General features: G+C 62.2%; 25 protein-coding genes. 5 read left to right on the top strand and 20 right to left on the bottom strand.

Features of this window, described 5'->3' with window-relative positions:
• Positions 1-54: 54 nt before the first annotated feature.
• The 10 genes from LKX83_RS07195 to LKX83_RS07150 form a co-directional block, all read right to left on the bottom strand.
• Entirely contained in the window at positions 55-2,337 is a 2,283-nt protein-coding gene (locus LKX83_RS07195) for a penicillin-binding transpeptidase domain-containing protein (RefSeq protein ID WP_227881498.1), read from the bottom strand.
• Positions 2,338-2,360: 23 nt separating this feature from the next.
• Positions 2,361-2,774, bottom strand: a complete 414-nt coding sequence (locus LKX83_RS07190; protein WP_227881497.1) for an FtsL-like putative cell division protein — start codon at positions 2,772-2,774, stop codon at positions 2,361-2,363.
• Positions 2,775-2,857: 83 nt separating this feature from the next.
• Positions 2,858-3,811 carry a 16S rRNA (cytosine(1402)-N(4))-methyltransferase RsmH gene (gene rsmH, locus LKX83_RS07185; RefSeq protein ID WP_227881496.1) on the bottom strand — a complete coding sequence of 318 codons (954 nt, stop codon included), beginning with the start codon at positions 3,809-3,811 and terminating at the stop codon, positions 2,858-2,860.
• 93 nt (positions 3,812-3,904) lie between these two features.
• A complete protein-coding gene (gene mraZ / locus LKX83_RS07180; RefSeq protein WP_227881495.1) occupies positions 3,905-4,342 on the bottom strand; it encodes a division/cell wall cluster transcriptional repressor MraZ in 438 nt (145 codons plus the stop codon).
• Between the two features lie 126 nt (positions 4,343-4,468).
• The gene (locus LKX83_RS07175) at positions 4,469-5,761 is read right to left on the bottom strand and encodes a DUF4349 domain-containing protein (RefSeq protein ID WP_227881494.1); all 1,293 of its coding nucleotides are present in this window, start codon (positions 5,759-5,761) and stop codon (positions 4,469-4,471) included.
• 406 nt (positions 5,762-6,167) lie between these two features.
• A complete protein-coding gene (locus LKX83_RS07170; RefSeq protein ID WP_227881493.1) occupies positions 6,168-7,430 on the bottom strand; it encodes an adenosylhomocysteinase in 1,263 nt (420 codons plus the stop codon).
• A 42-nt stretch (positions 7,431-7,472) separates the two neighbouring features.
• Positions 7,473-9,125, bottom strand: coding sequence for a bacillithiol biosynthesis cysteine-adding enzyme BshC (bshC, locus tag LKX83_RS07165; RefSeq protein WP_227881492.1), 1,653 nt, complete (start codon positions 9,123-9,125; stop codon positions 7,473-7,475).
• A gap of 277 nt (positions 9,126-9,402) precedes the next feature.
• Positions 9,403-9,804: a DUF3397 domain-containing protein gene (locus LKX83_RS07160; protein ID WP_227881491.1), complete on the bottom strand. Its 402-nt coding sequence runs from the start codon at positions 9,802-9,804 to the stop codon at positions 9,403-9,405.
• Positions 9,805-10,773: a ketopantoate reductase family protein gene (locus LKX83_RS07155; RefSeq protein ID WP_227881490.1), complete on the bottom strand. Its 969-nt coding sequence runs from the start codon at positions 10,771-10,773 to the stop codon at positions 9,805-9,807.
• A 140-nt stretch (positions 10,774-10,913) separates the two neighbouring features.
• A complete protein-coding gene (locus LKX83_RS07150) occupies positions 10,914-11,564 on the bottom strand; it encodes an RsfA family transcriptional regulator (protein ID WP_227881489.1) in 651 nt (216 codons plus the stop codon).
• Between the two features lie 356 nt (positions 11,565-11,920).
• On the opposite strand from LKX83_RS07150, the gene LKX83_RS07145 reads away from it, so the two are divergent.
• Positions 11,921-12,157: a DUF2626 domain-containing protein gene (locus LKX83_RS07145; RefSeq protein WP_227881488.1), complete on the top strand. Its 237-nt coding sequence runs from the start codon at positions 11,921-11,923 to the stop codon at positions 12,155-12,157.
• A gap of 133 nt (positions 12,158-12,290) precedes the next feature.
• Here the strand turns inward: LKX83_RS07145 and LKX83_RS07140 are convergent, their stop codons facing one another.
• Positions 12,291-13,460, bottom strand: coding sequence for a class I SAM-dependent methyltransferase (locus LKX83_RS07140; protein ID WP_227881487.1), 1,170 nt, complete (start codon positions 13,458-13,460; stop codon positions 12,291-12,293).
• 126 nt (positions 13,461-13,586) lie between these two features.
• Here LKX83_RS07140 and LKX83_RS07135 point away from each other — a divergent pair, with 126 nt between their 5' ends.
• Positions 13,587-14,672 (top strand): coiled-coil domain-containing protein, encoded by a 1,086-nt coding sequence (locus LKX83_RS07135; protein WP_227881486.1) that lies wholly within the window; start codon positions 13,587-13,589, stop codon positions 14,670-14,672.
• Here LKX83_RS07135 and LKX83_RS07130 read toward each other — a convergent pair.
• Positions 14,643-15,965 (bottom strand): extracellular solute-binding protein, encoded by a 1,323-nt coding sequence (locus LKX83_RS07130; protein WP_227881485.1) that lies wholly within the window; start codon positions 15,963-15,965, stop codon positions 14,643-14,645. The two genes, LKX83_RS07135 and LKX83_RS07130, sit on opposite strands and share 30 nt — an antisense overlap.
• A gap of 146 nt (positions 15,966-16,111) precedes the next feature.
• Here LKX83_RS07130 and LKX83_RS07125 point away from each other — a divergent pair, with 146 nt between their 5' ends.
• A complete protein-coding gene (locus LKX83_RS07125) occupies positions 16,112-16,609 on the top strand; it encodes a hypothetical protein (protein ID WP_227881484.1) in 498 nt (165 codons plus the stop codon).
• Positions 16,610-16,636: 27 nt separating this feature from the next.
• On the opposite strand, the gene LKX83_RS07120 is transcribed toward LKX83_RS07125, so the two are convergent.
• Positions 16,637-17,971 carry a PhoH family protein gene (locus LKX83_RS07120; protein WP_227881483.1) on the bottom strand — a complete coding sequence of 445 codons (1,335 nt, stop codon included), beginning with the start codon at positions 17,969-17,971 and terminating at the stop codon, positions 16,637-16,639.
• Positions 17,972-18,138: 167 nt separating this feature from the next.
• On the opposite strand from LKX83_RS07120, the gene LKX83_RS07115 reads away from it, so the two are divergent.
• Entirely contained in the window at positions 18,139-18,729 is a 591-nt protein-coding gene (locus LKX83_RS07115; RefSeq protein ID WP_227881482.1) for a YhcN/YlaJ family sporulation lipoprotein, read from the top strand.
• A 58-nt stretch (positions 18,730-18,787) separates the two neighbouring features.
• Here LKX83_RS07115 and LKX83_RS07110 read toward each other — a convergent pair whose 3' ends face one another.
• The 7 genes from LKX83_RS07110 to LKX83_RS07080 all read right to left on the bottom strand — a co-directional run bounded on the left by LKX83_RS07110 (position 18,788) and on the right by LKX83_RS07080 (position 24,250).
• On the bottom strand, positions 18,788-18,940 hold the full coding sequence (locus LKX83_RS07110) for a hypothetical protein (RefSeq protein WP_227881481.1): 153 nt from the start codon (positions 18,938-18,940) through the stop codon (positions 18,788-18,790).
• Between the two features lie 142 nt (positions 18,941-19,082).
• Positions 19,083-20,192 (bottom strand): LCP family protein, encoded by a 1,110-nt coding sequence (locus tag LKX83_RS07105; RefSeq protein ID WP_227881480.1) that lies wholly within the window; start codon positions 20,190-20,192, stop codon positions 19,083-19,085.
• On the bottom strand, positions 20,193-20,501 hold the full coding sequence (locus LKX83_RS07100) for a hypothetical protein (RefSeq protein WP_227881479.1): 309 nt from the start codon (positions 20,499-20,501) through the stop codon (positions 20,193-20,195). It abuts the gene before it with no gap.
• Between the two features lie 34 nt (positions 20,502-20,535).
• The gene (locus tag LKX83_RS07095) at positions 20,536-20,841 is read right to left on the bottom strand and encodes a YlaH-like family protein (RefSeq protein ID WP_227881478.1); all 306 of its coding nucleotides are present in this window, start codon (positions 20,839-20,841) and stop codon (positions 20,536-20,538) included.
• Positions 20,842-20,886: 45 nt separating this feature from the next.
• On the bottom strand, positions 20,887-22,728 hold the full coding sequence (gene typA / locus LKX83_RS07090) for a translational GTPase TypA (RefSeq protein ID WP_227881477.1): 1,842 nt from the start codon (positions 22,726-22,728) through the stop codon (positions 20,887-20,889).
• Positions 22,729-22,923: 195 nt separating this feature from the next.
• Entirely contained in the window at positions 22,924-23,409 is a 486-nt protein-coding gene (locus LKX83_RS07085) for a hypothetical protein (RefSeq protein WP_227881476.1), read from the bottom strand.
• A gap of 178 nt (positions 23,410-23,587) precedes the next feature.
• A complete protein-coding gene (locus tag LKX83_RS07080; protein WP_227881475.1) occupies positions 23,588-24,250 on the bottom strand; it encodes a TerC family protein in 663 nt (220 codons plus the stop codon).
• A gap of 132 nt (positions 24,251-24,382) precedes the next feature.
• Between LKX83_RS07080 and LKX83_RS07075 the strand changes: the two genes are divergently transcribed.
• Complete coding sequence (locus LKX83_RS07075) at positions 24,383-25,093, top strand: TerC family protein (RefSeq protein WP_227881474.1); 711 nt, start codon at positions 24,383-24,385, stop codon at positions 25,091-25,093.
• Positions 25,094-25,452 lie beyond the last annotated feature (359 nt).

Genomic DNA, 25,452 nt, shown 5'->3' with positions numbered 1-25,452 from the left:
AAGCCTGGGGTTGTACGTCTCGCCGCCCGCGCCGCGAACGGGTCGCCGCGCGCGTCAGTCGGTCTTCTTGTCCGGCGGAGGTGTGCCCTCCGGGGGTGGCGTGCCTTCCGGCGGCGGCGTGCCGCTCGTCTCCGGCGGCGGCGTGGACGCGGTGCCATCCTCTGTCGGCGGCGCCAACGTCAGCGCGATCGTGAGCTTGCCTTCCGTCCGCGCCGCCTGCTGGGCCACGACATAACCTTCGCCTTTCACGGAGCAGACGCCGCCGAGCAGCTTGCACATCTCGAGCGCGTCGCGCATCGCAAGTCCTTTGAGGCTCGGGACGTTGTCCAGCGTTTTCTCCGTCAGCAGATATACCTGCTGCTGCATCGGGAGAAGGCCGCCCGCGTCCGGCAACTGTCCGAGCACTTTGTCGCCTTTGCCGAGCACGACCGTCTCGAAGCCGGCGCTTTGCAGCTTCGTTTTGGCGTTCGCCGTCGACTCGCCCTCCACGTTCGGCACCTTTGCCGTCACCGGCGCATCGGATTTCGTCTCCTCTTCGAGCGCCTTCGCTTCGTCGTCCGTCAACTTGGGCAGGATGCCCAAGTGTTTCAGCGATTGCTCCATAATCTGCTTGAAGATCGGAGCGGCGATCCGGCCGCCCGCCGCAAGATCGTCCTGCGGCTGGTCCACGAGCACGTACAGCACGATCTGCGGATCCTCCACCGGCGCATAGCCGATGAAGGAGACGACGTACCGGTCGGTCGAATAATCCTTGCCGACGACGGTCTGGGCCGTCCCCGTCTTGCCGGCGATCCGGTAGCCCGGAATGTAGGCGTTTTTGCCGGTCCCGATCTTCTGGTCGCTGACGACCTGTTCGAGATATTCGCCTACTTTGCGGGACGTCTCCGGGGAGATGACCTGGCGGACCGTCTTCGGCTGGATCTCGACTTTTTCGCCCGTGTTCGGGTCGCTGATTTCCTTGACGAGGTGCGGCACCATGAGCTTGCCGCCGTTGGCCACCGCCGCCACGGCCGCGACTTGCTGGATCGGCGTCACGGTGACGGCCTGGCCGAACGTGGCTGAGGCGATGTCCCGATTGGCGCTCATTCTCGTATTGCCGAGCACCTCGCCGGGCAGATCGACGCCTGTCTTCTGGGAAAACCCGAAGTTGGTGATGTACTGGCGGAACTTGTCTTTGCCGAGCTTCTCGTAGCCCAGCTTGACGAACGCGACATTACTCGAATGCTTGAGCCCTTCCAGGTAAGAGATTTTGCCCCAGCCGTCCCGTTTGGAGTCGCGGATCGGCTTGTCCTTGTTCGAGATCGAAATGCTGCCCGACATGTATTTGTCGTTCGGATCGAACAACCCTTCTTCCACGGCCGCCGCCAGCGTGACGATCTTGAACGTGGAGCCGGGTTCGTATACCGATTGGACGGCGTTGTTCTTGAAGGCGGATTGGTCCTTGAACTGCCAGTATTGGTTCGGATTGAAGTCGGGCAGGCTGACCATGCCCAATATTTCCATCGTCTTCGGATCGGCGGCGATCGCCGTCATGCTGACCGGCCGGTATTTCTCATAGCCTTCCCGCATCGCCTGCTCCATGTAATACTGGATGTCTTTGTCGATCGTCAGCTTGACGTTTTTGCCGTCGACCGGCTGCGTCGCTTCGACCTTGCCGTCCGGCAGCTGCGTGCTTTTCCCGTCCTTCTCGTACTTGATTTTGCCCGGCGTGCCTTCGAGCTCGTCGTTGAGCGAACGCTCGAGCCCCATGATCGCCTCGTTGTCCTTGTTCTCGTATCCGAGAATTTGCGAGGCGAGAGAGCCGTTCGGATAGTACCGCTTCTGCTCCTCGCTTAGGATGATGCCGACATTTTTGAGCTTCGTCTGCTCCTGCAGCGATTTGACGAACGCCTTGAAGCGGTCGGCGACCGCTTTGTCCATCTTCCAGCCTTCCGGACGGATTTCCCGCTGCGTCAAATACTCGCCGGTCTCTTTTTTCGCTTCGAGATTGGCCCGGATCTCGCTTTCGTCTTTCCCGAGAATGTTATGGATTTTGGAGACGATCTGGTCTCCGAGCTTCCACTCGGGGTGCTTCTGGTCGATCTCGTGAATGAGCTTCGGGTTGACCGCCAGCGTATAGGCGGAGGCGGCCGCGGCCAAGACGTTGCCGGACCGGTCCGTGATCGTCCCCCGCTGCTGCGGAAGCTTCTTGGACGTCATCCAGGTCGTGCGCGCCTGCTTCTCCCAGAAGGCTGCGTTAGCCACCTGAACCCAATAGATGCGTCCCCATAAACCGAGAAAAAGGAGGGTCAGGAACCCTCCCAAGAACAGCGTGCGCAGTTTGATTCTCTTGGTCATCCCCCATCACCTTCTGTCGGATGTTAGGGCTTCGTTTGCGAAGCCGCTTGATCTTTGTCGGCCGACAACGTAATCGGTTGCTGGTCCAGCTTTTGCAGCCCCAGCTTCTGCGCCTTTTTCGCGATCTCCGCGGGATCCATGAGCCTGTCGACTTCGCGTTGAAGCTCGCGGGTCTGGGAAGTCGCCTGCTGATATTCGTTCGTCGTCTTCTGAATCTCGCGATTCATCTCGTAGAGTCCGGCTGATCGATAGATAACGAGGCCGGTCACGGCGACGAACAACGCCACCGTGAACAGATAAAGCAGCTTCTCCCCGACCGGCAATTGGCGGCGGCGAGGCTGTTGCGAAGGAGACTGCCGGGAAGGAGCGGGTCCTTTCTGCTGCGGCAGCTCCGGCTTGCGCTCCTCGCGGATCGCGAGATTTCCATAGTAAGCCATGTACGCTCTCTCCCCCTTGATTGGATGGTTCTATGCGACGGTTGCTTCTTGACGATCGTAGGACTTGCCGGCACGATGCCGGGTCAGATCTTCTCCGCGACACGCAGCTTGGCGGAGCGGGCTCGGTTGTTGTCCGCGAGCTCTCGCTCGGAAGGCAGGATCGGCTTGCGCGGCGTGAGCCGCAGCCGCCCGTCTCCGCCGCCGCAGACGCACACCGGAAAGTCCGGCGGGCAGCGGCAGGTGGCGACTTCCTTCGCGAACGTCGTCTTGCAGATGCGATCCTCGAGCGAATGAAACGTGATGACGGCGATGCGGCCGCCCGGACGGACGACCTCGATCGCTTGGTTCAGCGCGTCCTGAAACGCGCCGAGCTCGTCGTTGACGGCGATGCGGATCGCCTGGAACGTCCGTTTGGCCGGATGGCCCCCGGTGCGCCGGACGGCCGCCGGGATGGCGGCTTTGACCAGCTCCGCGAGCTCCCCGGTTTTCTCGATCGGCGCCTTCTGTCTGGCTGCGACGATCTGGCGGGCGATCTTGCGGGCGAACTTCTCTTCCCCGTAATCGCGGAGGATGCGGGCGAGCTCCTGCTCGTCCCATTCGTTCACGATCTCTCTGGCGGTGAGGCGCTGGCTCTGGTCCATCCGCATGTCCAGCTCGGCGTCGTGCTGATAGCTGAAGCCGCGATCGGCCTCGTCGAGCTGCGGGCTGGACACGCCCAGGTCGAACAGCACCCCGTTCACCTGCGGCGTTCCGTCCGGGCCGGCGACGCCGGCTTCGCGGAGCGCCTCGGAAAGGCGCCGGAAGTTGCTCTTCACCAGCGTCACGACCGCGCCGTAGGACGACAGCCGCTCCCGGGCATGAGCGAGGGCCGTATCGTCCTGATCCAGTCCGATGAGCCTGCCGCTCGGGCCGAGCCGCGACGCAATCGCTTCGCTGTGGCCGGCCCCGCCGAGCGTACAATCGACATAGATGCCGTCTTCCTTGATGTTGAGTCCGTCGACCGCTTCCTCTTTGAGCACGGTAATGTGGTGAAACACGCTTCTACCTCCCGGCAACCTCTCGGGGTCTTTCTGAATTTTTGTCTATGTAACAGGAATGTGTGAACGATCTTCAGGCGATCCGACGCTTCATTAGAAGTTGAAGTCGAAATCGACCAGCTTCTCGGCGATCTCGTTAAACGAATCCTGGGACATCCTGCTGTACGCTTCCCATGTGGTCCTGTCCCAAATCTCCACGCGGGTGGAGACGCCGATAATGGTGCAATCTTTGTCTAGCTTGGCATACTCTCGCAAGTGATTCGGCACGTTTACCCTTCCCTGTTTGTCCCACTCGCATTCGGACGCGCCGGAGAAGAGCAGACGGGAGAACGCCCGCGCGTTCGCCGCCATCGAAGGCAGCGACTTCATCTTCTGCTCCAGGAGGTTCCATTCCTCGCGGGGGTAGACGAACAAGCAGTTGTCGAGGCCGCGGGTGACGATAAAATCGGTGCCGAGGACTTCGCGGAATTTAGCGGGAATGATGATTCGGCCTTTGTCGTCGATCGAATGCTGGTATTCCCCTAAAAACATGCGTCCCCCACACCTCCTCCATCTTCCACCACTTTGCCCCACTTTGAACCACTATGATCACTATTCGCGTCTAAAAAAAGAAATCCTGCCTAAATGAGCAGGATTTCATAAAAATATTTTAGGGGATTAACGAATCTCCCTCGATTCGTCAGAACCTTCTCCGTCCGGCGCTTCCTCGACCGCATCCGCCGGCGACGCGGCGGTTGCCGTCGGATTCGTCGGAACCGACGCGTTCAAGCGCGAACGACGTTCCGCTGCGGCTTCGCGGCGCGCGCGCCGGCCCCGCCGAACGAGCAGCCAGAGCGGCACCCCGATGATGGCTGCAACAGCCAGGATCGGCAGCAGGGCGGCGAGCGCGGTCAAGACGCCTTCCCCGAATGTTTGCAGGAGGCCCGTGCTGCCCGACATGGCATTGCCGAGCCGGGCGCCCAGCCCGATCCTTCCGACATTCCCATCCGTCGGCTCCTCGGCAGGACCTTCGTACAGGCGCAAATTAACCGTCGAATAAGCGACATTCTGATCCAGATACCGGATGCGGCCTTGGATTTGCTCGATCTCTTGCTGCACGTTGCCCACCTCGTTCGAGAAGCGGACCAGATCGTCGGACTTCGTCGCTTTGTCCATGAAGGCGAGCAGCCGCGTCTCTACCAGACGCTTCGCCTTCAGCCGAGCTTCGAGATCGACGTACTCTTCCGTGACGTCGTTGCCCTTGATCTGCCGCTCGAACCCGGTGTGCGGAATCTCGCCCAGCTGCCCCAGGAAGTTGCTGAACCCGGCGGACGGGATCTTGATGGTGTACGTGGATCCGGCATAGTCGCCGTTGCGCGAATCCGCGAATTGGACGATATAACCTCCGCTTTGAAAAATCAGATCGCTGACCTGGCGTTCGCCCGCGGCGAAGCGTTCCACCTTCAGGACGACGTCGGCATTGTAGACCATCTTGCGATTGAAGCCGGCGGCCGCATCCGCGATCGGCCCCAGCGCGGTTCCCGCATCCGTCCCGTTGGTCGACGGGAGGTCGGGCAAGGCCGCAGCGGTGCCCTTCGAAGCGCCCGCACCCCCCTCGGCCGCGTCCGCCATGCTCGTTTTCGCCTCGACGGCCGCCGACTCGCTCTTCGCCAGCGCTTGCGGCGCGGGTTGGACGGCCGAGATGGATTCGCTGTCGCGGTCCGAGCTGCTGCACCCGGCGAGCAGCGCCAGCACGACCGCCGTCCAGAGGGCAAGCAGCGCGCCCATCGCCCGTCTCCGCCTATCGGCCCCTTGTCGATTCGTCTCCTTCAGCAATCGTTTCCGCTTCCTTCCCTGCCGTTGTGGAGCCATCACCTGCAGTTGTCGCTGTTTCGCTTCCCGCGGTTGTCGACTCATCTGCATCCGCGATTGTCGCACCTTCCGCATCCGCCATTGTCCCACCTGCGCCATTTGGCATCCCCCTTGTCTGGTCAGACTGCCCTCTAGACGCGAAGGATATGGAAATGGTTGCAAAAACGCCCAAATGATTCATCCCGGTGTCGGCGATGAGGACCCCGTTTCCGCAGACGGTCGTCCACATTTTCGACGGTCTCGCCATTGCGCGCCCCCTAGCGCCCAGTGTGATCCTTCATCCAAGCGCAAAGAAACGCCTCTCCGCCGACATCGTCGGTTGGAAAGGCGTTTCTTTTTCGTCTTGATCTCGAAAACACGGCGGGGAGCGGTCCGCTCCCTACAGCAAGCAGCGATCCCCACTTTCGGCTCCGCCCGGAACGAGTTAACCCGAAAATCGGGTTATCTCCCTCAATCCCCGCTGCGTTCCCCGCCGAGGCTCGGTCCAGGCTCTCCCCTCGCTGAATCAGTGCGCCGTCCAGCTGGCCAGGTAAGCGCGCTGCTCGTCGCTCAGCCGGTCGATCGAAATGCCCAGCGACTCGAGCTTCGTCCGCGCGACTTGCTCGTCGAGCTCGTAGGGCACGTTCACGACTTGCTTGCCGATCGATTCGTATTGCTCGTTCACGTAGCGGAGCGACAACGCCTGCAGCGCGAAGGTCATGTCCATGATTTCGGCCGGGTGTCCGTCGCCGGCCGCCAGATTCACGAGGCGACCCTCGGCCAGCACGTAGATGCGGCGTCCGTCCTTCAGCAAATATTCCTCGATGTTGCGGCGCACGACGCGCTTCGAGACCGATTGCGCCGCCAGCTCGACGAGGTTCACCTCGACGTCGAAATGGCCTGCGTTCGACAGAATGGCGCCGTCCTTCATGTTCGCGATGTGCTCGCCCCGGATGACGTCTTTGTTCCCGGTAACCGTGACGAAGAAATCGCCTACCTTGGCCGCTTCCGCGATCGACAGCACCGCAAAGCCGTCCATGTAGGCTTCTACCGCCTTGATCGCGTCCACCTCGGTGACGACGACGTTGGCGCCAAGCCCCTTGGCCCGCATCGCCACGCCTTTGCCGCACCAGCCGTAGCCGTTTACGACGACCGTCTTGCCGGCCACGACGAGGTTCGTCGTCCGGTTGATGCCGTCCCAGACGGATTGGCCGGTGCCGTAGCGGTTATCGAACAAATATTTGCAGTAGGCGTCGTTGACGGCGACCATCGGAAACTGCAGCGAGCCGTCCTTTTCCATCGCTTTGAGCCGCAGAATGCCCGTCGTCGTCTCCTCCGCGCCTCCGCGCACGTTCGCGAGCAAGTCTTTGCGCTCCGTGTGCAGAATTGTCACGAGGTCGCCCCCGTCGTCGATGATCAGGTCCGGCTTCGTCTCGAGCGCTTTGACCATGAGGTCGTGATATTCCTGCGGATCCGGGTTGTACTTGGCGTACACCGCGATGCCGTCCTCCACGAGCGCCGCGCAGACGTCGTCCTGCGTGGACAGCGGGTTGCTGCCGGTAATCGCGACTTCCGCGCCGCCCGCTTGCACCACCTTCGCCAGATAAGCGGTTTTTGCTTCGAGATGAAGCGAAATGGCGACCTTCAGCCCTTTGAACGGCTGGTCGCGCTCGAACTGCTCGCGGATGCGGTTCAGCACCGGCATGTGCGCCTGCACCCAATCGATTTTCAGCCGGCCTTCCGGCGCCAGGGACGGATCCCGAATAATGCTGTTCAACGTCGTTTTCATGGTTTGTGAACGACCTCCTAGATTGACATTGTATGCGGGAGACTAGCCTTCGAGCAATCGGTGTCCACCCGTAACGTCGAATGGAACTTCCCTCAGCGAATCGAGCCAGCCCGGCCCGTAGCGATTTGCGAAATGAATGCCGCCCAGCACCCGCTCCTGCGGCTTGCCTTGCGGCCAGAGCGAGCCCATCATGCGGTCCCATTGACGCAGCGCGTCTTCGTGCCGCTTGGCCAGGGCGCCGGTGGTTTGCTGCTCCAAATAGGCGATCTGCTCCAAAATTTTGCTGCGATTGCGCTCGCCCAGACGGTCCATCCCCGGTTGCACGGCGGAGACGGTCTCGAGCAGCGGCGCGTACAGCCGGTCGAACGCTTCGCGGACGGAAGCGAACTTCGCCTCCAGATCCCAGCGGTCCTGCGCGGCCAGCCACTCGGCCTTGCGCGCATCGCCCTGCAGGATCAGCTCCTCCGCCGTCAGCTTGTACTTGGCGAGCAGCTTGGCGATCGAAGGCTCGAGATAGGTGAACGATTGGCGGGGGACGAGCAGCGGCAGCCGCAGCCCGAACAGCTCGAACGACGGTCCGAGGACGCCCCAATAGGCGATCTCCGCAGGGCCGAGAACGGTGGCCAGCACCGGCAGGAGGTACTCCTGCATGAGCGGGCGGGTCAGCGCATTGTTGCTGAATCGCTCCGGCGACTCCTCCGTCCAGCGGAGCAGCTCGTCGCGGTCGATCGAGACTTCCCCTCGCCGGTCCTGGAAGCCTTCTTCCCGTCGATACAGCAGCGTGCGTCCTTGTTCAAGGTGGAGAAACAGGTTCGCGATCTCGGGCGAAGACTCCGCCTGAAGCGGGTAGCCGAGCGCCTTCACCCGCTCTTCGCCTTCGGCGATAGCCGCGCTGATCGCTTCGTTCCGGTCGACCATCTCCCGGAACATCGGACTCTCCAGGCGGCGAAGCGCCGGATCGTCCGAGTCGAGCAGGATGAGGCCGTCGCGGCCGAACCAATCGGACAGCAGGCGGGCAAACGCCAGCGTCAGCGTCGGCGCGTCTTCAAGATGACGCGAAATCTGTCGCAGCAGCGCAGGCTTGAATTCGGTGTCCGGCAGCGCCCGGGCGAGTGCGCTAACGGCAACGTCCCAATCGGAGGCCGACAGCGACGTGCGGCTGACCGCGTGGCGCGGACCTTCCGGCCGGTCGAGCCGGAGACGCATCGATTGGCCATCCGCCTCGCCGGCAAAAATCGGATTGCCTTCGACGTACACATGGTTGGCTTCGTCGAAGTCGTGGTCCTCGCCCGCGATCCAGAAGACGGGCACGACCGGACGGCCAAGCAGCCGCTCGGCGTGCCGGGCGGTCTGAACGACGGTCAGCGCCTTGTAAACGATGAGCAGGGCGCCGCCGAACAGGCCGGCTTGCTGGCCGCCAACGACGGCCAGCGTACCGTCCCGCTCCAGCAGCGAGATCGATTCGAGCGCGCGGTCGTGCGGGGACAGCAGCGCCTGGTAAGTCCGCAAAGCGGCGCCGAGCGCCTTGCGGTCCGCCCTGCGGTCCGCAAGGCCGTCCAGGTCCTCCGCGCGCCGCCGCCAGTCGGCGATTTCGCCGGGATGGGCGCCAAAAAGACGGCGCGTGCCGGTATCGCCCGATCTGTATTGTTCCGCCAAGGACGGGGCAGACAAGCCTTGGAGGGGATATACGTTCATTTTAGAGGGTCCTCCCGTCAGAATGCGTCAGATTACCATATCAAATCCGATTGTACACGAGGCGGTCAAAAGGCGTCAAAGCTCGTCTCGGCGCCCGAAGCGGGCATTTGCTCCCTCGCGCCCGCCCGCGCGACGCCTCGTTCTCGGACCCGTGCGCGGGCGGCGGTTGCCGCCCGGCATGCGCCAGGGGCTGCCCCGCCGATCCTTGCGGACGGACGGGACAGCCCCTGGGCGGACGTCCGAGGCGCGCCGATGCCGGCGCCGGCGAACCGGACGGCTAAACCGAATGGCCTAGCGCGCTGCGGACGAGCTCAACGAGCATGAGCAAAATATAGAGGACGCTCATGGCGAAAAAGGACAGCCGCCATATCGCCCGGAACAGCCGCATGCTGTTCACCTTGCCGCGCAGCCGGTACTGCGCATTGCCGATCAGGCCGGCGCCAAGCAGCATGAAGAGCAGAATGAGATAAGGCCCGAACTGATTGCCTAGCAGCTTGTTCAGCAGCGAAGCGACGATGCCGAGCAGGAAGGCCGTCGTAATGTCCATCGCCAGCCGGATCGCCCGCTGCCGATCCCCGCCGCGGGCGGCGGCGACCACGAACACGAGCAGGAAAGGCAGGACCGGCACGATGGCCAGAAAGGCGTATGCGGATACCAAAGCTTCCCACAACGAACCCATTCACACGTCTCCTCCGTCGCCTGGAATCGCTTCGATGAGCGCCGTCAGCTTGCCGTTCCACGGAGCCGGCAGTCCCGCCTGCCGCGCGAGCCGGGCGACCGCCCCGTTGATGGCGCCGATCTCCGTCGGGCGGCCGGCTTCCGCGTCCTGCAGCATGGAGGAGCGGTTGGCGGCCGTGCGCGCGCAGATATCCAGCAGCTCGTCCCACAGCCCAGGATCGTCCCGCAAGCCGTAGCGGCGAAGAACGGGAACCGTCTCGTCGAACAGCGTCCGCATCAGCGCAAGCCGGACATCCGTCGCAGGGAGCTGCCCGTTCGGAATGCGCAGCAGGGCGGTCAGCGGATTGATCACGGCGTTACTTAGCAATTTCCGCAACATTCTCTCCGTCATATCATTCGACAGGAAGGCGGTAAATCCTGCCTGTTTCAACACCTTTTCTGCAAGCCGGAGCCCGTCTCCGCCGACCTCGGCCTCCCGGCGGGGGGCATCCGTCTCGAATAACGGCGCGTCTCCCAGCCAAGTCGTCCCGGCTCCCGTATGCCGGACGGTGACCGGATCGACGCGCGTCGCCCCCTCCGTCGTCACGGCCGCGATCAAATGCCGGCCCGGCAGCGCCGCCGCCAGCCGGTCCGTATGGCCGATGCCGTTGCAAAACGCCGCGACCGCGGCGCCCGGCGGCGCCGCCTCGGCCAGCCGCGCGAGCAGCTCCGGCGTCAGCGCGGGTTGTTTGACAGTGAGCAGCACGAGCTCCGCCGGCGCTTCGCCCGCCCGGTCCAGCGGCGCCGCCGACACCTTTGCCGAGCCGATCGGCTCGCCCGCCGCCCCGCGGACGGCGATGCCCCTCTCCGCGAGCGCCCGCGCCTGTGCCTCTCCCCGGGTCCACACCGTGACAGGCAAGCCCGCCAGCGCCATTTTCCCCGCCAGCAGCAAGCCGATCGAGCCCCCGCCTAGCACCGCCATGGTCGCCATCCTTCGTCCCTCCCGCGTCCAGATCCAGAAAAGGCGTTCCCCGCCTTCCTCTCATTGCCTTCATGATAGCCGGATCGACGGACGAAAGCCACCTCGTTCGCCGAAAAGCGAAACGGGTGGCTCTCTGGAAATCGACTTGCCTATTCGATGCGCTCGAGGTTGCCGTTGGCATCCATTTTGAAGCGGGCCTTTTCGTCTTCCTGATCTTCCGCGAGAAAGGCGAGCCGGCGCGCCCGGTCCATGATGCGAATCAGCGCCTTGTAATCGTCGTTTACGACTTGATAGTCGGTCTGCACCTCGTTCACTTCTTTGGAGAGCTTGTCGTTCGACTGGCGCAGCGAGCTTAGCAGGTCTTCTTTTTCTTTCAACTCTTTGTCGAGCGTCCGGACTTGCCGGGTGAGATCCTGGACCGTATTCTTCCATTGCCGCAAATATCGGATAACCGCCTCCATAGATAAGGAGTCCGCAGACAGCAGTTCGGTTTTCGCAGATTCGGCTTCGTCGCCGGAAGACGGCAGCCGCTCCGGCTGGGTCAATCCGGAAATGCCTTGCTTCTTGAGATAATTCCGCTTTTGACGCTGCTGCTTGGCGATCGAGATCGCCTCATCGTAGCGCTTGCGCACGCAGCTGTTCCAGCGGAACCCGCAGGCCGCGGACGTTCGGGCGATTCTTTGCCCAACTTCTTCAAATGCAGCGAGCTGGGTACTTCCTTCTCTAATGTGGCGCAGCGTGACTTCCGCGAGGATCAGGTCGTCATCCGCACTCCATGCGTCTTGTCTGACAGCCGCCATGGGGTTCAGTCCCTCCTTGTCTACGCATAGGTTTCATGATCTTCTTCATTCATCTTTATGCCCATGGTAGAATTCATAGAATCTATCGGATACTTCTAGGTATATCCATTTTTTCGAACGGTATACCTTCGGCCGGCGGCGAGACGTGTCCTGTCGATCGCGCACGGGTGAAGACGAACGATGGAAATGTATAATGGAGCCAATCCGGTGGAACGATGTAAGCGATCGCGGCGAACGGGGAGCCTTGTACGAAAAGTTTGCCATTTCGTCACTTCTTCCGGTTTACACTCGATTGGCGATAAAGGTATAATATGCTGTAGAATTCGTGAGGACGTTGTGCAGAGGGGGGATCAAACGTGGCACGCATGTTCCGGGTGCTGGGCTTCTGGACGCTGGCGATCGCGCTGATGTCGTTCGCAGGCGATATGTACGAGATGTCGCTTCTCTTCTTTATCCAGACAGCCGCTTTCTTCTTGCTGGGTTACTTGAAATTCACCGAACGCACCTATATCTTCATGTTCTGGGGATACATGGTCATCGCGTTCCTGGGATTCACCTACTGGTCCGTATTCGAGATGAGCTTGCCGTTCTAAAGCCATCCCGACGGGACGGGGCGAAGCTCTTCCCTATACCTAACCTGTGAGCAACAAGGCCGGAGCGTTTCGCTCCGGCCTTGTTTAATGCGTTGATGAATGCGTACGCGAGCGTTTGGCGCCGTTGCGCCGGCTAGACGCGAGCGAAGACCTGAACCTTGAACAGCTCGCTCATGCCGTCGCTCAGCAGCAGCTGGCGGATGGCGCGATTGCGGCGGGCGACCGAACCGAACGGATCGGTCCCGGCGTTTTCCGCGAGTCGGTCGAGGATGCCGGCGGAGACGAGAAATTCCTTTTGGGTCGCATAGCTCGCTTCGGTCCAGCCAGCCTCCCGCGCGGCATGGCGGATCGAAGTGAAATTGACGTGCGCCGTCAGGTCGTGCTCGCCCGGCTGCGCGTACGGATCGGCATGGGCGGCGTGCCGGGCGTAGCAGAGCAGCGTACCGTCCATCCGATGGGGCGCGGTCAGCTCCTCCGTCTCGTCGCCGTAGTCGAGAAAGACGAGCAGCGCCCGCCCGAGCCGCCCGGACAAGGCCCGGAGCCAGGCGCCCGCATCGAGGTGCAGCTCCGCGCTCTGCCCCTCGGCAAGCGCGATTCCGTCCCGCTCCATCCAGGCGGTTAGCGCAGGATCGGTCTGCGCCATCAGACACGGTCGGGGAGCCGCTACTGCCGCGTCCCACCGGACGCCCCACTCCCGCAGCCGGCCGTCCCGCCGGACGACGCGATGCACCGGCATCGCATCGAGCAGCTCGTTGCCGACTACGACGGCGGGCCGCTCCCGCCACACGTTCGCCTCCGCTTCGGCTTCTGCGAGGATGCGGGCCGTGCCGGATGCCGCCGCTTCGGCCAGCGCCTCCAGGGCGAGGCGCAGATGGCCGGGATGTCCGTCGATCAGCGTGAGAACGAATCGGTCGGGCGACCGCCCCCGTTCCCGCCATCTCCGCAGCATCTGCGCGGACAGGCGTCCGGCGCCGCCGCCCCAATCGATGACGTCGATCGGTCCGGTTCCCGGCCCGAACCATTCATCCGCGAGCGAGTCGATCCGGTCGGCCAGCAGTTCGCCCAAGACGTCTCCGACGTAGGCGCTCGTGTAAAAATCCCCCTGCCGTCCCGTCCGAACCGTCTCGGCGCGGTAGTAGCCATATCGGGGATGGTAGAGGCAGGCCGCCATATAATCGCGGAAGGAAAGGCAAGGAACGCCGGCATCCTCCGCGCTGCGATGCGGACTTTGTGCGATGGCGCCGGCGAGGTAGGCGGCCATGCCGCTAGCTTTCACGGCATTTGAGTTCGATTCGCTGCCCAATCTTGATCCTCCTCGCGAAAGTGATCCTATTATATAATAGTACGGCGGCGGGTCATAAAGACGACTTCCCGCCGCATATGCTTGGACTACCGCCACGCCCGTCCACGCCGGAGGAAGGAGGCCCCGATGCGCCGCTGGTTCTGGATCGGCCTGACCGTATTGATCGTCTATCTTTTATTGCCGCGCGCGGGCGCGCGCCTCCCCGTCTTCGCCGAGCCGATGACGGACGAAACGAGACAGCTGCTCGAGAAGGGGCTCAGCGTCGTCGAGATCGATCGCGAAATCGATCGGATCGCAGGCCTCCGTGTCGAGACCCAACAAGAAATCGCGACCAATGAGAGCCGGCTCGCCAAGCAGGAAATGGCCATCGCCGTTCAACGCGAAAAAGCCGGGCGCGTGCTGCGCTCTTATTATATGGGACAAAAAGAAGCCCTCTGGGGGGCTCTGCTGAACTTCCGATCGCTGCCAGAGTTTCTTCGCACGTGGGAGATGATGGACCTCTTGTTCCAGAGCGATCACGACACGCTCCGGGAATACGGCCGAGAGTACGACCGCCTAAGAGACAATCGCGATAAGTTGGACCGCGACAAAGCCGAGCTCGCCCGGGTGGAGGCCGATCTGCGTGAGCAGCGGGAGCGGGTCGCCGCCCTCCAGCGCGAAGTCGAGCAGGCGATCGCCAGCAGCAGCAACCCCGAACTGCTCCGCAAGCAGATGGAGGAGATGCAGCGCTACTGGCAAAGCGTCGGCCTATACGAGGTGAAGCGCCACTTCCGCGCGCTCGCTCAAGCGATGAACAAGCTCCCCGACTGGGTCAAGGATCATCCCGAGTCGCTCGTGACGAGCGGCTTGAAGACGACGCTCACGATTACCGACGAACAGCTCAACGCGTTTCTGCGGACGCAGGACGACCTGCTGAAGGAATTCGCGATTTCTTTCCGGGACGGCAAAGTGTCGCTCCAAGGCAGCAGCGGCAGCCTGCAGGTCGAAGTCGTAGGTCGCTACACGGTCGAGAACGAACCGAAAAACGCCATCCTCTTCCATATGGATCGGCTGGTGTTCAACGGCCTGGCCCTGCCGGACGCGACCCGTGACGACCTCGTCCGCGAGTTCGACCTCGGCTTTTATCCGCAGGACTTAATCAAGTTCGTCAAGGCGGACAGCGTCAGCGTCGAGGATGGCAAGCTAACCATTCGCCTCAAACTCGGCAAATGAAGCGGGCCAGCGCTGCTTCCACGCCTCGACGCCGATCCGGCCGTCCAGCCATTCCTCCCATAACCCCGTAAGCCGCCTCAGGCGGATCGGGACCTCGGGCCCCGTCGCGGACGGGGCCTGATTCGGAAACGACGACAAGGACACGTTCGCGAGATTGGGAGAGACGCCGTTGCGGGCCGTATATAGCGAAGGATACGCGGGAAGCCGGCCCGTCTCCTCGTAATTTTCGAGCTGATGGGCGGCATCGGTCATGTACGCCATCCAGGTTCGCGCGGCCTCTTCGTGGAGTGTGCGGGCGGACAGGACAAAACTCTCGCCGGCCGTCCAGATGAAGGGCCGCTGCCAGGCCGTGCGGTCGATCTCGAGCGCCTCGGCGTCGGACTTCGGCAGCGCCGCGATCCCGGCGGTCGCGACCGAATGGCGGACGACTGCCGCGAGCGTCCCGCCAGCAGCGAACGACGCCCAGAAGGCGGCGTCCGGCGCCTCTGCGCGAATGCCGAGCCGGTCTTCCGGCGGCATCGCGAGCAGCCCTTCCAGCGCTTGTCCGGTCCAGGCCTTGCCTTGATCGCCCGGAAGAACGTCGGCGCGTTCGCCGGCGGCCGCGCCGAGCCAGCTCATCACCGCGAACGGATCGCTCGCGTCGAGCGCCAGCCAGGCGGCGCCGCTGCCCGCATCCCGCAAGCGCTTGGGCAGCGCCTCCCAATCCTCCGCGCGTTGCGGACGATCCAGGGGACTGCCGTCCTCGCGGCGCAAGGAGCCCAGCACGTTCCGGTTCCAGACGAGCACGTACGGGTCCATGCTGCGCGGGACGCCCCAGGTGTAGTCGTTCCATTTGAGCGGTGCGGCAACGGCGTTGAACTGGTCGGACAGCGCCTCCCCGACGAAAGCCGCGTCGGCAGGCAGAATCGCGCCGGAGACGGCCAGCGTCTTCACCCATTCGCCGGGCACAAGAGCGAGATCGGCCGCGCGCCCGTCGTCCAGTCGGCTGTCGAGCAAGGGTCCGGCCACCTTCGGATCGACGCGCGTCAGCGTCACGCGAATGTCCGGGTAACGCAAGGCGAATTTCGCGTTCTGCTTCTCCAGCGTTGCGAAATCCGCTTCGTCCGCCACCGCCACCGCGCGCAGATCGGCCGCTTCCTCCGCTTCGGCCGGCGCGGGCGGCGTCGCCTCGGCGCCGTTCGCGGGCAGCGCGGCGGGCGGCGTCTTCGACGAAGGGGCGGACGCCCACGGCGAAACCAGCAGAACCATCAATCCCAACGCCAGGATGATCAAGACTGTCTTGCGTCGTGCCACGACGGCCTCCCTTCCCGCTCGTCCGCGAAGCTTCGTATATCCTTTCATGATAGCAGGTACGTATGCGAAAGTCGCGCTTTTTTTGCAACCGCTTTATCGTGGTATACTAGCGTGGGCGAGAATGAAACCCCGAAGGAGGAAATCGCGTGCGACGCTTGCACGGCATCGAGATGCGTCTGCCGGAGGGTAAGCTCCCCGGCTACTACGCCCAAATCGTCAAAGGCATTGCGGAGCGGACCGTTCTGTTCGACCGCCGCAAGGAGCTGCTCGTTCTGGACGATCCGGCGTCCGTCCCCGGCGTCACGGATTTGCTGGCGCATTACCGCGTTCCGGCCGATCCCGTCCCGCTCCTGCTGCTGCCGGCTGCCGGCGTCCGTCCGGGACCGGATTACGCGGACTACGCGATCGAAACTTCCGAAGGCCGCGTCTACCTCGATCTGGGACAAGCCGCTCTCTTCCGCCTCGCGCGGCAAGGGCCGGCGGCGGAACCCGCCCCGGCCCTTCTCCAGCTCGACGAGCATCTCATCGTGTCTATGGCGGGAGACGACGGCGACGAGTGGCACGCCCTCCCTCGGCCCCTGACCGAACTCGCCGATCGGGTCGCGCGAATCTACGGCTGCGAGGCCGTGTGGCTCGCGGACTAACTTCGCCGCCCGGCATCCCCGCCGGGCTCAGAGCTTCTCGGCGGCGAGCTGCGCCAGCTTGGAGCGTTCCCCCTTTTCCAGCGTCACGTGGCCGCTGATGCCTTCCGCCTTGAAGCTCTCCACCAAGTAGGTTAGCCCGTTGCTCTGCGCGTCGAGATAGGGATGATCGATCTGCTCGGGATCGCCGAGCAGGACGATTTTGCTGTTCTCGCCGACGCGGGAGACGATCGTCTTGACCTCATGCTTGCTCAAGTTTTGCGCTTCGTCGATTATGATGAACTGCCCCGGGATCGACCGCCCCCGGATGTAGGTCAGCGCCTCCACCTGGATGCTGCCGAGTCCCATCAGAATTTTGTCCAGATCCCCCGATTTCTTCGTATCGAACAAGTATTCCAGGTTATCGTAGATCGGCTGCATCCACGGCCGCAGCTTCTCCTCCTTCTCGCCCGGCAAATAGCCGATATCCTTGCCCATCGGCACGACCGGACGGGCGATCAGCAGTTTTTTGTACTTGTGTTCGTCCTCCACCTTCAGCAAGCCGGCGGCAAGCGTGATGAGCGTCTTGCCCGTACCGGCGCGCCCCGTCAGCGTAACGAGCGGAATATCGTCGTTCAGCAGCAGCTCGAGCGCCATCCGCTGCTGCGCGTTGCGGGCCGTGATGCCCCAGGCCGGTTCGTTGCTCAGATGAAGCGGCTCGAGCCGCTGTCCGTCCTGGCTCACCTTCAGCAGCGCGGACTTGGACGTGCCGAGCTCATCCCGCAAGATGACGAACTCGTTCGGGTGCAGGCGCTGGCCCAGGTGCATTTGGTTCACGCCGAGAAACCGGTACGTATAAAATTCGTCGATGAGCGACGGGTGAACGTGAAGCGTCAAGTGCCCCGTATAATGATCGGACGGCGAAACGATCCGGTCCGACAAATAATCCTCCGCCGTAATGCCGAGCACGTCGGCCTTGACGCGGACGAGAACGTCCTTGCTGACCAGGATAACGGGCCGCGCGGACTCCGGCTGATCCTGCTCCTCCATATGATAATTCAACGCCACCGCGAGGATGCGGTTGTCGTTGGTCATCTCCCCGAACAATTCCTGAACGCGGACGAAACGGCGGTGGTTCATCTCAACCTTCAGGATGCCTCCGTTTTCCAAAGCGACCCCGTTGTGCAGATGCCCCAACGTCCGCATGCGGTCCAATTCGCGGGAGACGAACCGGGCGTTGCGCCCGATCTCGTCGGCCAGACGCTTCTTGGAATCGATCTCCTCGAGCACGACCGAAGGAATGACGACTTCGTTCTCGTCGAAAGAGAACATCGCGAGCGGATCGTGAAGCAGCACGTTCGTATCGAGTACGTAAATTTTCTTCAACGGCGGTCCCTCCCGGGTTCGACGGATTTTGGCGAAATTACATAGCCGACGGGCGACGGGGAACAATAAGGACAGATACGGGCGATCTCGAAAGCAGCGGCGGCGCTTGCCGCGCTTTCCGGGCATCCCTCCTTCACAGCATTTACCCTAAGGACGGTGAACGGAAAATGAATTGGAAGTTGAATACGCGCGGCGGTGCGGTATGCCTGCTTGCCGCGTCGGTCCTGCTCGCGGCTACCGGCTGCGCGAACAAGCACGCCTCCCCTTCTACGACGAACGATCCGCGCGTCAAGGTGCAGAGCACGACGCCCGGCGAAGACGGCCGCAGTCCGATTCGCGATCCGAAGGCGGTGGCGGCGCATCTCGAACAGCTGGCCCGCGGCGTCAAAGGCGTGCGGGGCGCCAACTGCGTCGTCTTCGGCAAATACGCCATCGTGGGCATCGACGTGGATCCGACGATGGAGCGGTCGCGCGTCGGCACCGTCAAATACGCGGTAGCCGAAGCGTTCCGCAAAGACCCGTACGGCATCGACGCGCTCGTCACGGCCGACGTGGATCTGGCCCAGCGGGTCCGGGAGATCCGGGCCGATACGAAGCGGGGGCGCCCGATCGCGGGCTTCACCGAAGAGCTGGCCGACATCGTCGGCCGCCTCGTGCCCCAGCTTCCGCGCAGCATCGTCCCCCCGGCTTCGCCGGACAACGTCGGCGGAGGCGTCAGTGCCAAGCATCTCCATACGCCGCCTCACGCCGTCAAGTAGCCCGGCTACGCGGGGCGGCCGCAACGCCCCGGAAGACGCAAAAAGCCCAGTGATCAGCTCACTGGGCTTTCACGCGCGCGGACGACTTGTCCGTCTGGCGCAGGAATGACATAGGCGATTGCAGGTAAAAGCGATTGCGACCGGGCGAGGCCGGACGTCTGGCCGGGCATCGTGCGACGGCGCGGCTGTCCAACGTTAACATCTCCGCCATGCGCAACCCTCCCTCGTCCGAAATGATCCGAAGTGAAGCGGCCTGCCTGCCATACCGATCTGTCCTCAGTATAGCATATGGCCGATTCGGGTTCCAATCGCCATGTGCCTGAACGGAAAAGGAGGAAGCCTTCTTCGGCGGGTCATTTCGTAACGGAAGGCGAAGCGGAGTCCGACGTCTTGGGCCGTCCTTCGCTCGACAGCTCTTCGGCCAGCGCCTGCTTGGCGGCTTCGACCGACTTGGCATCCAAATACACGTACGGACTTTTCCAGTCGCCGGTCAGCGGCAGGAAGCGGGTGTCCTCGCGATTGATGTCGTAGTACGTTTTCAAGATATTCATGATTTGGGCTTGCGGGATGTCGGTAATGAGATTTTTGCCCGCGACGTCGATGACGCCGCCCAATTTGATCGCCCCGCCTACCGATTTCATCTTGTCGACGATCGCGCCGAGCACCTGGCTCTGCCTTTCGTTGCGCTCGAAGTCGCTCGAAGGCGCCGTTCCGCGGTTCGACTTGCGGTAGCGGACAAAACCGAGCGCGTCTTCGCCGTTCAGCGTTTGCTCGCCGGCTTTCAAATCGATGTTCGTGCCGTCCGCGTTATCGACGTATTTCATATTTTTGTCGACCGTGACATTGACGCCCCCGAGCTTGTCGATGACGTCGACGAAGCCTTGAAAGTTCAACACGGCCGTGTAGTCGATGTCGATGCCGAAGTACTTTCCCAGCATCTCACGGGTTTTGTCCCGCGCGTAAGCGTCGGCTGCAGCGTCCTTCAGGCCTTCCTTCGTCCGCGCCGTGCGATGGAAGCCGGCGTAGAACTGATTCACCTTTTGTTCGACGTAGCCTTTCATTCCGAGCTCCGAATCCCGCGGAATCGAGACGACCGTGGCCGTTTTCGAATGGGGATTAAATGCCGCCACCATCATGACGTCGGTATTCATGCCGCCGATCTTCGGCCGATAATCCATGCCGAGCAGCACGATGGCGATCGGCTTGACCTGGGCGCGTTCGGCGGACGGCACCGTCTGCGAAGTCGCCCCCGAGGACGACTCTTTCAGCGCGCCGTCCAGCTCGGTATAGAGATAGACCGCATACGCGCCAAGGCCGAGAATGATCATGAGGAAAAATCCGAATAAGAACTTGGCCAAACGCCGTTTTTTGCGCGGCTTCGGCTTGGGCTGCCGCGACTTGGGCGGCCGCTGCGGTTGTCCGCTCGGCCGCGTTCGCGGCGGCAGCGAAGAATCGTAGCTCAATCAAGTCACCTCGCTGTCGTCTTCGTCTTCCTCGGAGTCCCGAGAGTCTCCGGGCATGTCGTTCTCCAGCTGTTCGACAGCCTCCCGATCGAACCAGACGGTCTTGCCCGGCTCGGACGGGGACGTATACGTCACGTAGATCTTGCCCCGCTCTTCGCCCGTAATTTCGAACGACGCCAGTTCGTGGTCTTCCGACAAAATCTGCGCGAAAAAAGAAAGAGAATCCCGGGCGGCTTGATCGTCCGGCCGGGCGAGGGTCATCCATTTCAACTGCAGCCAATAAAACAACGCATCCATCAAACGCATCACGGCTTCCCCCTCCCGCCGGGATCGGCGGTCGTCGTCAACGCGGCGATTCGGATTGCTTGACGGCGTCTCCTCCGCGCTTGGCTCTCCATTTGTCGTACATTTGGCGCCCGCGCAGCATGAGCATCATGACGACGGCGACGGCCATGCACTGGATGATCGGCAGCTTGTCCAGCTGCAGGAGCAGAAGGATAAGGCAGCCGAGCGCCATGATGACGTGGACGATGACTTCCTTCAGGATCGGCAAGCGGCCCATTCGAAAGACGGCGTTAAAAATATAGATCGTAAACGCGAGAATCAGCAGATAGGAAACGATGGGATGCTCGTGAAACCAATGCTGCATGCTACCCCTCCTCCGCGCCTGCGGAAACGGCGCGAAACGCCGGCGTCAGACGCCGGCTTCCGCCATTTTCCGTTGTTTTTCCGCGCGATCGCGTTCGCTTTTGTTCAGGATCTTCTTGCGCAGGCGAATCGACTTCGGCGTAATCTCGCAAAGCTCGTCGTCGTTCAAGTATTCCAGCGCTTCCTCCATCGACATCAGGCGGGGCGCCTTCAGCTTGACGGTCTCTTCCTTGTTCGCCGTCCGGATGTTGTTCAGCGCTTTTTCCTTGCAGATGTTGACGATGATGTCGTTGTCGCGCGTATGCTCGCCGACGACCATTCCTTCATAGATTTCCGTCCCCGGCTCCATGAACATAATGCCACGGTCTTCGACGCCCATCATGCCGTATACCGTCGTCGTGCCCGTCTCGCTCGCGACTAGAACGCCTTGGTGGCGTCCGCCGACTTGGCCGCCGACTACCGGTCCGTAGCTGTCGAACGCGTGGTTCATGACGCCGTATCCGCGCGTCAGGGTCAGGAAGTTCGTACGGTAGCCGATGAGGCCGCGCGCCGGAATGAGAAACTCCAGCCGAACTTGGCCGTTGCCGTTGTTGATCATGTTGACCATCTCGGCCTTGCGCGTGCCGAGGCTCTCCATGACGTTGCCCATGCTCTCTTCGGGCACGTCGATCAGGAGACGCTCGATCGGCTCGGACTTGACGCCGTCGATGTCGCGGATGATGACTTCCGGCTTTGACACTTGCAGCTCATAGCCTTCGCGGCGCATGTTCTCGATCAGAATGCCGAGGTGCAGCTCCCCGCGGCCGCTGACGACGAAGGCGTCCGGGCTGTCGGTCTCGTCCACGCGGAGGGAGACGTCCGTCTCCAGCTCCTTGAAGAGGCGCTCACGCAACTTGCGGGAAGTAACGAATTTGCCTTCGCGGCCCGCGAACGGGCTGTTGTTGACGAGGAAGCGCATCTGCAGCGTCGGCTCGTCGATCTTCAGGACCGGCAGCGCCTCCGGATTCGCCGGGTCGGCGATCGTCTCGCCGATATTGATATCCTTGATGCCCGCGATCGCGATGATATCGCCGGCCGCCGCTTCCTCCATCTCGACGCGCTTCAGCCCTTGAAAGCCGAACAGCTTCTCGATCCGGGCCTGGCGGGATTTGCCTTCGCGATCCAGTACGACGACCGGCTGGCCTTGGCGGATCTTGCCGCGGTTGACGCGGCCGATCGGGATGCGGCCCAGGTATTCATTGTAGTCGAGCAGCGTCACAAGGAACTGAAGCGGCTGCTCGGTGTCCTCCGTCGGCGCGGGGATCTTCTCGATGATCGTTTCGTACAGCGGCTCCATCGTCGTACCGAGCTGACCGGCGTCCAAGCTTGCGATGCCGTTCAGGCCGGAAGCGTAGACGACCGGGAAATCAAGCTGCTCGTCGTTCGCTTCGAGCTCGATGAACAGCTCGAGCACTTCGTCGATGACCTCTGCCGGCCGGGCGGCCGGGCGGTCGATTTTGTTGACGACGACGATCGGGGTAAGGCCGGCTTCCAGCGCCTTGCGGAGCACGAACTTCGTCTGCGGCATGCAGCCTTCGAAGGCGTCGACCACAAGCAGAACGCCGTCGACCATCTTCATGATCCGTTCGACTTCGCCGCCGAAGTCGGCGTGTCCCGGGGTGTCGACGATGTTGATCAGGCAGTCTTTATAGTGGACTGCCGTGTTTTTCGCGAGAATCGTAATGCCGCGCTCCCGCTCCAGATCGTTGGAGTCCATGGCGCGCTCCTGCACTTGCTCGTTGTCCCGGAACGTGCCGGATTGGCGCAGCAGCTGGTCGACGAGGGTCGTCTTGCCGTGGTCTACGTGCGCGATGATGGCGATATTGCGAATGCGGTCTCTTTGATGCATAATTCCACTCCTTATGGGTTCTTCTCTGTATAGGGCATCATCCGCGGCGCCTTCCGCAATATGGGCGGCCGGCTCCGACGGTTAACGTTCGTGCATCAACAGAAAACGTCGACGCGAGGCCGACGTTTCTCTACATCCCTTGTATTATACGCTAAGCATAAGCAATTGCCAAGCATCCAAAATAGGGACGCCGCCTCAGCGCAGGCGTCTCGGGCGCCGCATGACGAGCCAGATGCCGAAGCCGATCAGCAGCAGAGCGATCAGGTAAACGCCCCACGTCCACAGCAGCGTCATGAGGAACAGCAGCACGGAGATGCCCGCGAGCCCCATCGCCGCCGTCCATACCGCCCGGTTGCGAACGAAGCCGAAGACGTAATATTCGTACAGTCCGATCGCGACCGCCAGCAGGAACAGCGGCCACATGTATTTCATCGTTCCCCATCCGAACCAATTGCCGATCATGAGCAGGATCGACACGGCCGTCAGGATGCCGGCCGGGACCAGCGTGATGGCCGGCAGTACCCGGCCGAAGTATAGCACATGCAGCAATATCCCGGTCACCAGCACCGCGAGCGGCCAAAACACGACCCCGATCACGGTGAAGACGCCCAGCTTACCGAGCAAAATAATCAAACCCGCGGCCAACACCAAAACGCCGACTGCGGCGGATTGCTTGTTCACGACGGCTCCCCCACTTCTTCCAATCTGACTATGATCGTTCGGACAGGCTGTACTCTTGCGATGCCGTTCCGCGACACCTTTTGCCCTATAGTGTATCGGAAGTTGGGGTAAAAAACCAGTTCGACGCTTTAAAAATCCACCAAAAAGTCACAAAGCCGGACGCTTGTCCGCTCTCGGGCTAGTGTTTGCTGCGGCGCATCCATAGCGCCAGCGCCAGCAGCAGCGCAACGACGGCGAAGGGCAGCGCCCGGTGCGCGTCGGCGTTCAGCCGTTCCAACAGCGGTGCGAGTCCGCGGTCCTTCAGCAGCATCTCTCCGGCCGCGTATGCGAGCAGCGCGCCGCCGATATAAACGAGAAAAGGGAACCGGTCCAGCAGCCGCATAATGAACGAGCTTCCCCAGATAATAATGGGAATGCTCATGGCGATTCCGATGACGAGCAGCACGATGTCTCCGTCGGCGACGGCCGCCACGGCGAGCACGTTGTCCAGGCTCATGACGAAGTCGGCGACGACGATCGTCCATACGGCGCCCGCCAACGTAGAAGCCGCCCGCGTCTCGTGCCCCCCCTTTTGGTCGAGCAGCAGCTTGAGCGCGATGCCGAGCAGCAGGAAGGCGCCCGCGGTTTGCAAGTATGGGATGTTGAGCAGCGCCACGGCGACGATCGTGAGCGCGCAGCGCAGGACGACGGCCGCAGCCGCTCCCCACCAGACGGCGGCCTGGCGCTGTCCGGGCGGAAGGCGTCGGCCGGCCAACGCGATGACGATGGCGTTGTCGCCGCTCAGCAGCAGATTGATCAAGACGATTTGCGCGAACACGACGGTATTTTCCCAGAATTCCATAGCGCACCCCCTTTAAAAGATGTATGTACATGCCTCTCCGGATATGAGAGCGGCAAGGGGCGAATAACTTTATGAATCCTATTTCCGTCCGCGCCGTAATAGAGGTTGTATATCCGGAAAGGGGAATCGATCATGGACTTCATGAACGCCGAATTTTTCACCGCGCTTGTCACCATTGTCTTCATCGATCTGATGCTGGCAGGCGACAACGCGATCGTTATCGGCCTCGCGGCCCGTAATCTGCCGAAAGAGAGCCAGCGCAAAGCGATCTTCTGGGGCACCGCCGGCGCCGTGCTGATCCGGGTCGCGGCGACGCTGCTCATCGTGTACCTGCTCAAGATTCCGTTCCTGCTCGCCGTCGGAGGCGTCGTGCTGCTGTGGATCGCCTTCAAGCTGCTCGTGCAGGAAGACAGCCACGGCGACATCCGGGCAGGCGCGAACCTGTGGTCCGCGATCCGCACGATCGTCGTCGCGGATGCCGCCATGGGCCTCGACAACGTCATCGCCGTCGCCGGCGCGGCGCGAGGCGGATCCGAGGGACACAGCACGCTGCTTGTCGTCCTCGGCCTGCTGATCAGCATCCCGATCGTCGTCTGGGGCAGCACGCTGTTCGTCACGCTGATCCAACGCTTCCCCTGGATCGTCTATATCGGCTCAGCAGTGCTGGCATACACGGCCGCCAAAATGATCACGCACGAGAAAAAATTCGCGGAGCTGTTCGACACCCCTCTCGTTAACTGGCCGTTCATCGCGGTGATGATGGCCATCGTCATCGTCGCCGGCGTTTGGACGAATGCAGTCAAAAAGCGCAAAGCCGGCATGAAAACGCCGAACACGCCGTAAGCGGCGAAAGATAAACGACACGCCGTAAGCGACGAAAGAAAAACGGACAAGCAAAAGGGGCCAACCCCCTTTGAGCCCCGCGCAGTACCGATTTTCATCGAGAAAAAGGGACCTCGACTCCACTTATCGTGGAAATTGAGGTCCCTTTTGTTTGAACGTTGCGATGTTCCCCCCTGCCATGTGGAGTCCGAGCCGCCGCCAGTTGGAGCAAAACGCTCCAACCAGGACGGTCAGGAGGCTCTGGGTCCGCCAGATGAAGCAAAATGCTTCAACTAGGGCAGTTAGGAGGACTATGGGTCCGCCAGATGGAGCGATATGCTCCAACCAGGGCGGTCAGGAGGACTATGGGTCCGTCAGAT

The organism is Cohnella baijiui (genome assembly GCF_020731285.1).
GTDB lineage: Bacteria > Bacillota > Bacilli > Paenibacillales > Paenibacillaceae > Cohnella.
The sequence above is the reverse complement of the archived record's forward strand: the minus strand, read 5'-3'. Positions and strand labels throughout refer to the sequence as shown.

Bases quoted from the DNA above. Each gene is read 5' to 3' on its own strand.
- LKX83_RS07195 (WP_227881498.1), bottom strand. From the start codon at position 2,337: ATGACCAAGAGAATCAAACTGCGCACGCTGTTCTTGGGAGGGTTCCTG.
- LKX83_RS07190 (WP_227881497.1), bottom strand. From the start codon at position 2,774: ATGGCTTACTATGGAAATCTCGCGATCCGCGAGGAGCGCAAGCCGGAG.
- mraZ (WP_227881495.1), bottom strand. From the start codon at position 4,342: ATGTTTTTAGGGGAATACCAGCATTCGATCGACGACAAAGGCCGAATC.
- LKX83_RS07175 (WP_227881494.1), bottom strand. From the start codon at position 5,761: ATGGCGCAGGTGGGACAATGGCGGATGCGGAAGGTGCGACAATCGCGG.
- LKX83_RS07170 (WP_227881493.1), bottom strand. From the start codon at position 7,430: ATGAAAACGACGTTGAACAGCATTATTCGGGATCCGTCCCTGGCGCCG.
- bshC (WP_227881492.1), bottom strand. From the start codon at position 9,125: ATGAACGTATATCCCCTCCAAGGCTTGTCTGCCCCGTCCTTGGCGGAA.
- LKX83_RS07160 (WP_227881491.1), bottom strand. From the start codon at position 9,804: ATGGGTTCGTTGTGGGAAGCTTTGGTATCCGCATACGCCTTTCTGGCC.
- LKX83_RS07155 (WP_227881490.1), bottom strand. From the start codon at position 10,773: ATGGCGACCATGGCGGTGCTAGGCGGGGGCTCGATCGGCTTGCTGCTG.
- LKX83_RS07150 (WP_227881489.1), bottom strand. From the start codon at position 11,564: ATGGCGGCTGTCAGACAAGACGCATGGAGTGCGGATGACGACCTGATC.
- LKX83_RS07135 (WP_227881486.1), top strand. From the start codon at position 13,587: ATGCGCCGCTGGTTCTGGATCGGCCTGACCGTATTGATCGTCTATCTT.
- LKX83_RS07115 (WP_227881482.1), top strand. From the start codon at position 18,139: ATGAATTGGAAGTTGAATACGCGCGGCGGTGCGGTATGCCTGCTTGCC.
- LKX83_RS07110 (WP_227881481.1), bottom strand. From the start codon at position 18,940: ATGGCGGAGATGTTAACGTTGGACAGCCGCGCCGTCGCACGATGCCCG.
- LKX83_RS07095 (WP_227881478.1), bottom strand. From the start codon at position 20,841: ATGCAGCATTGGTTTCACGAGCATCCCATCGTTTCCTATCTGCTGATT.
- typA (WP_227881477.1), bottom strand. From the start codon at position 22,728: ATGCATCAAAGAGACCGCATTCGCAATATCGCCATCATCGCGCACGTA.
- LKX83_RS07080 (WP_227881475.1), bottom strand. From the start codon at position 24,250: ATGGAATTCTGGGAAAATACCGTCGTGTTCGCGCAAATCGTCTTGATC.
- LKX83_RS07075 (WP_227881474.1), top strand. From the start codon at position 24,383: ATGGACTTCATGAACGCCGAATTTTTCACCGCGCTTGTCACCATTGTC.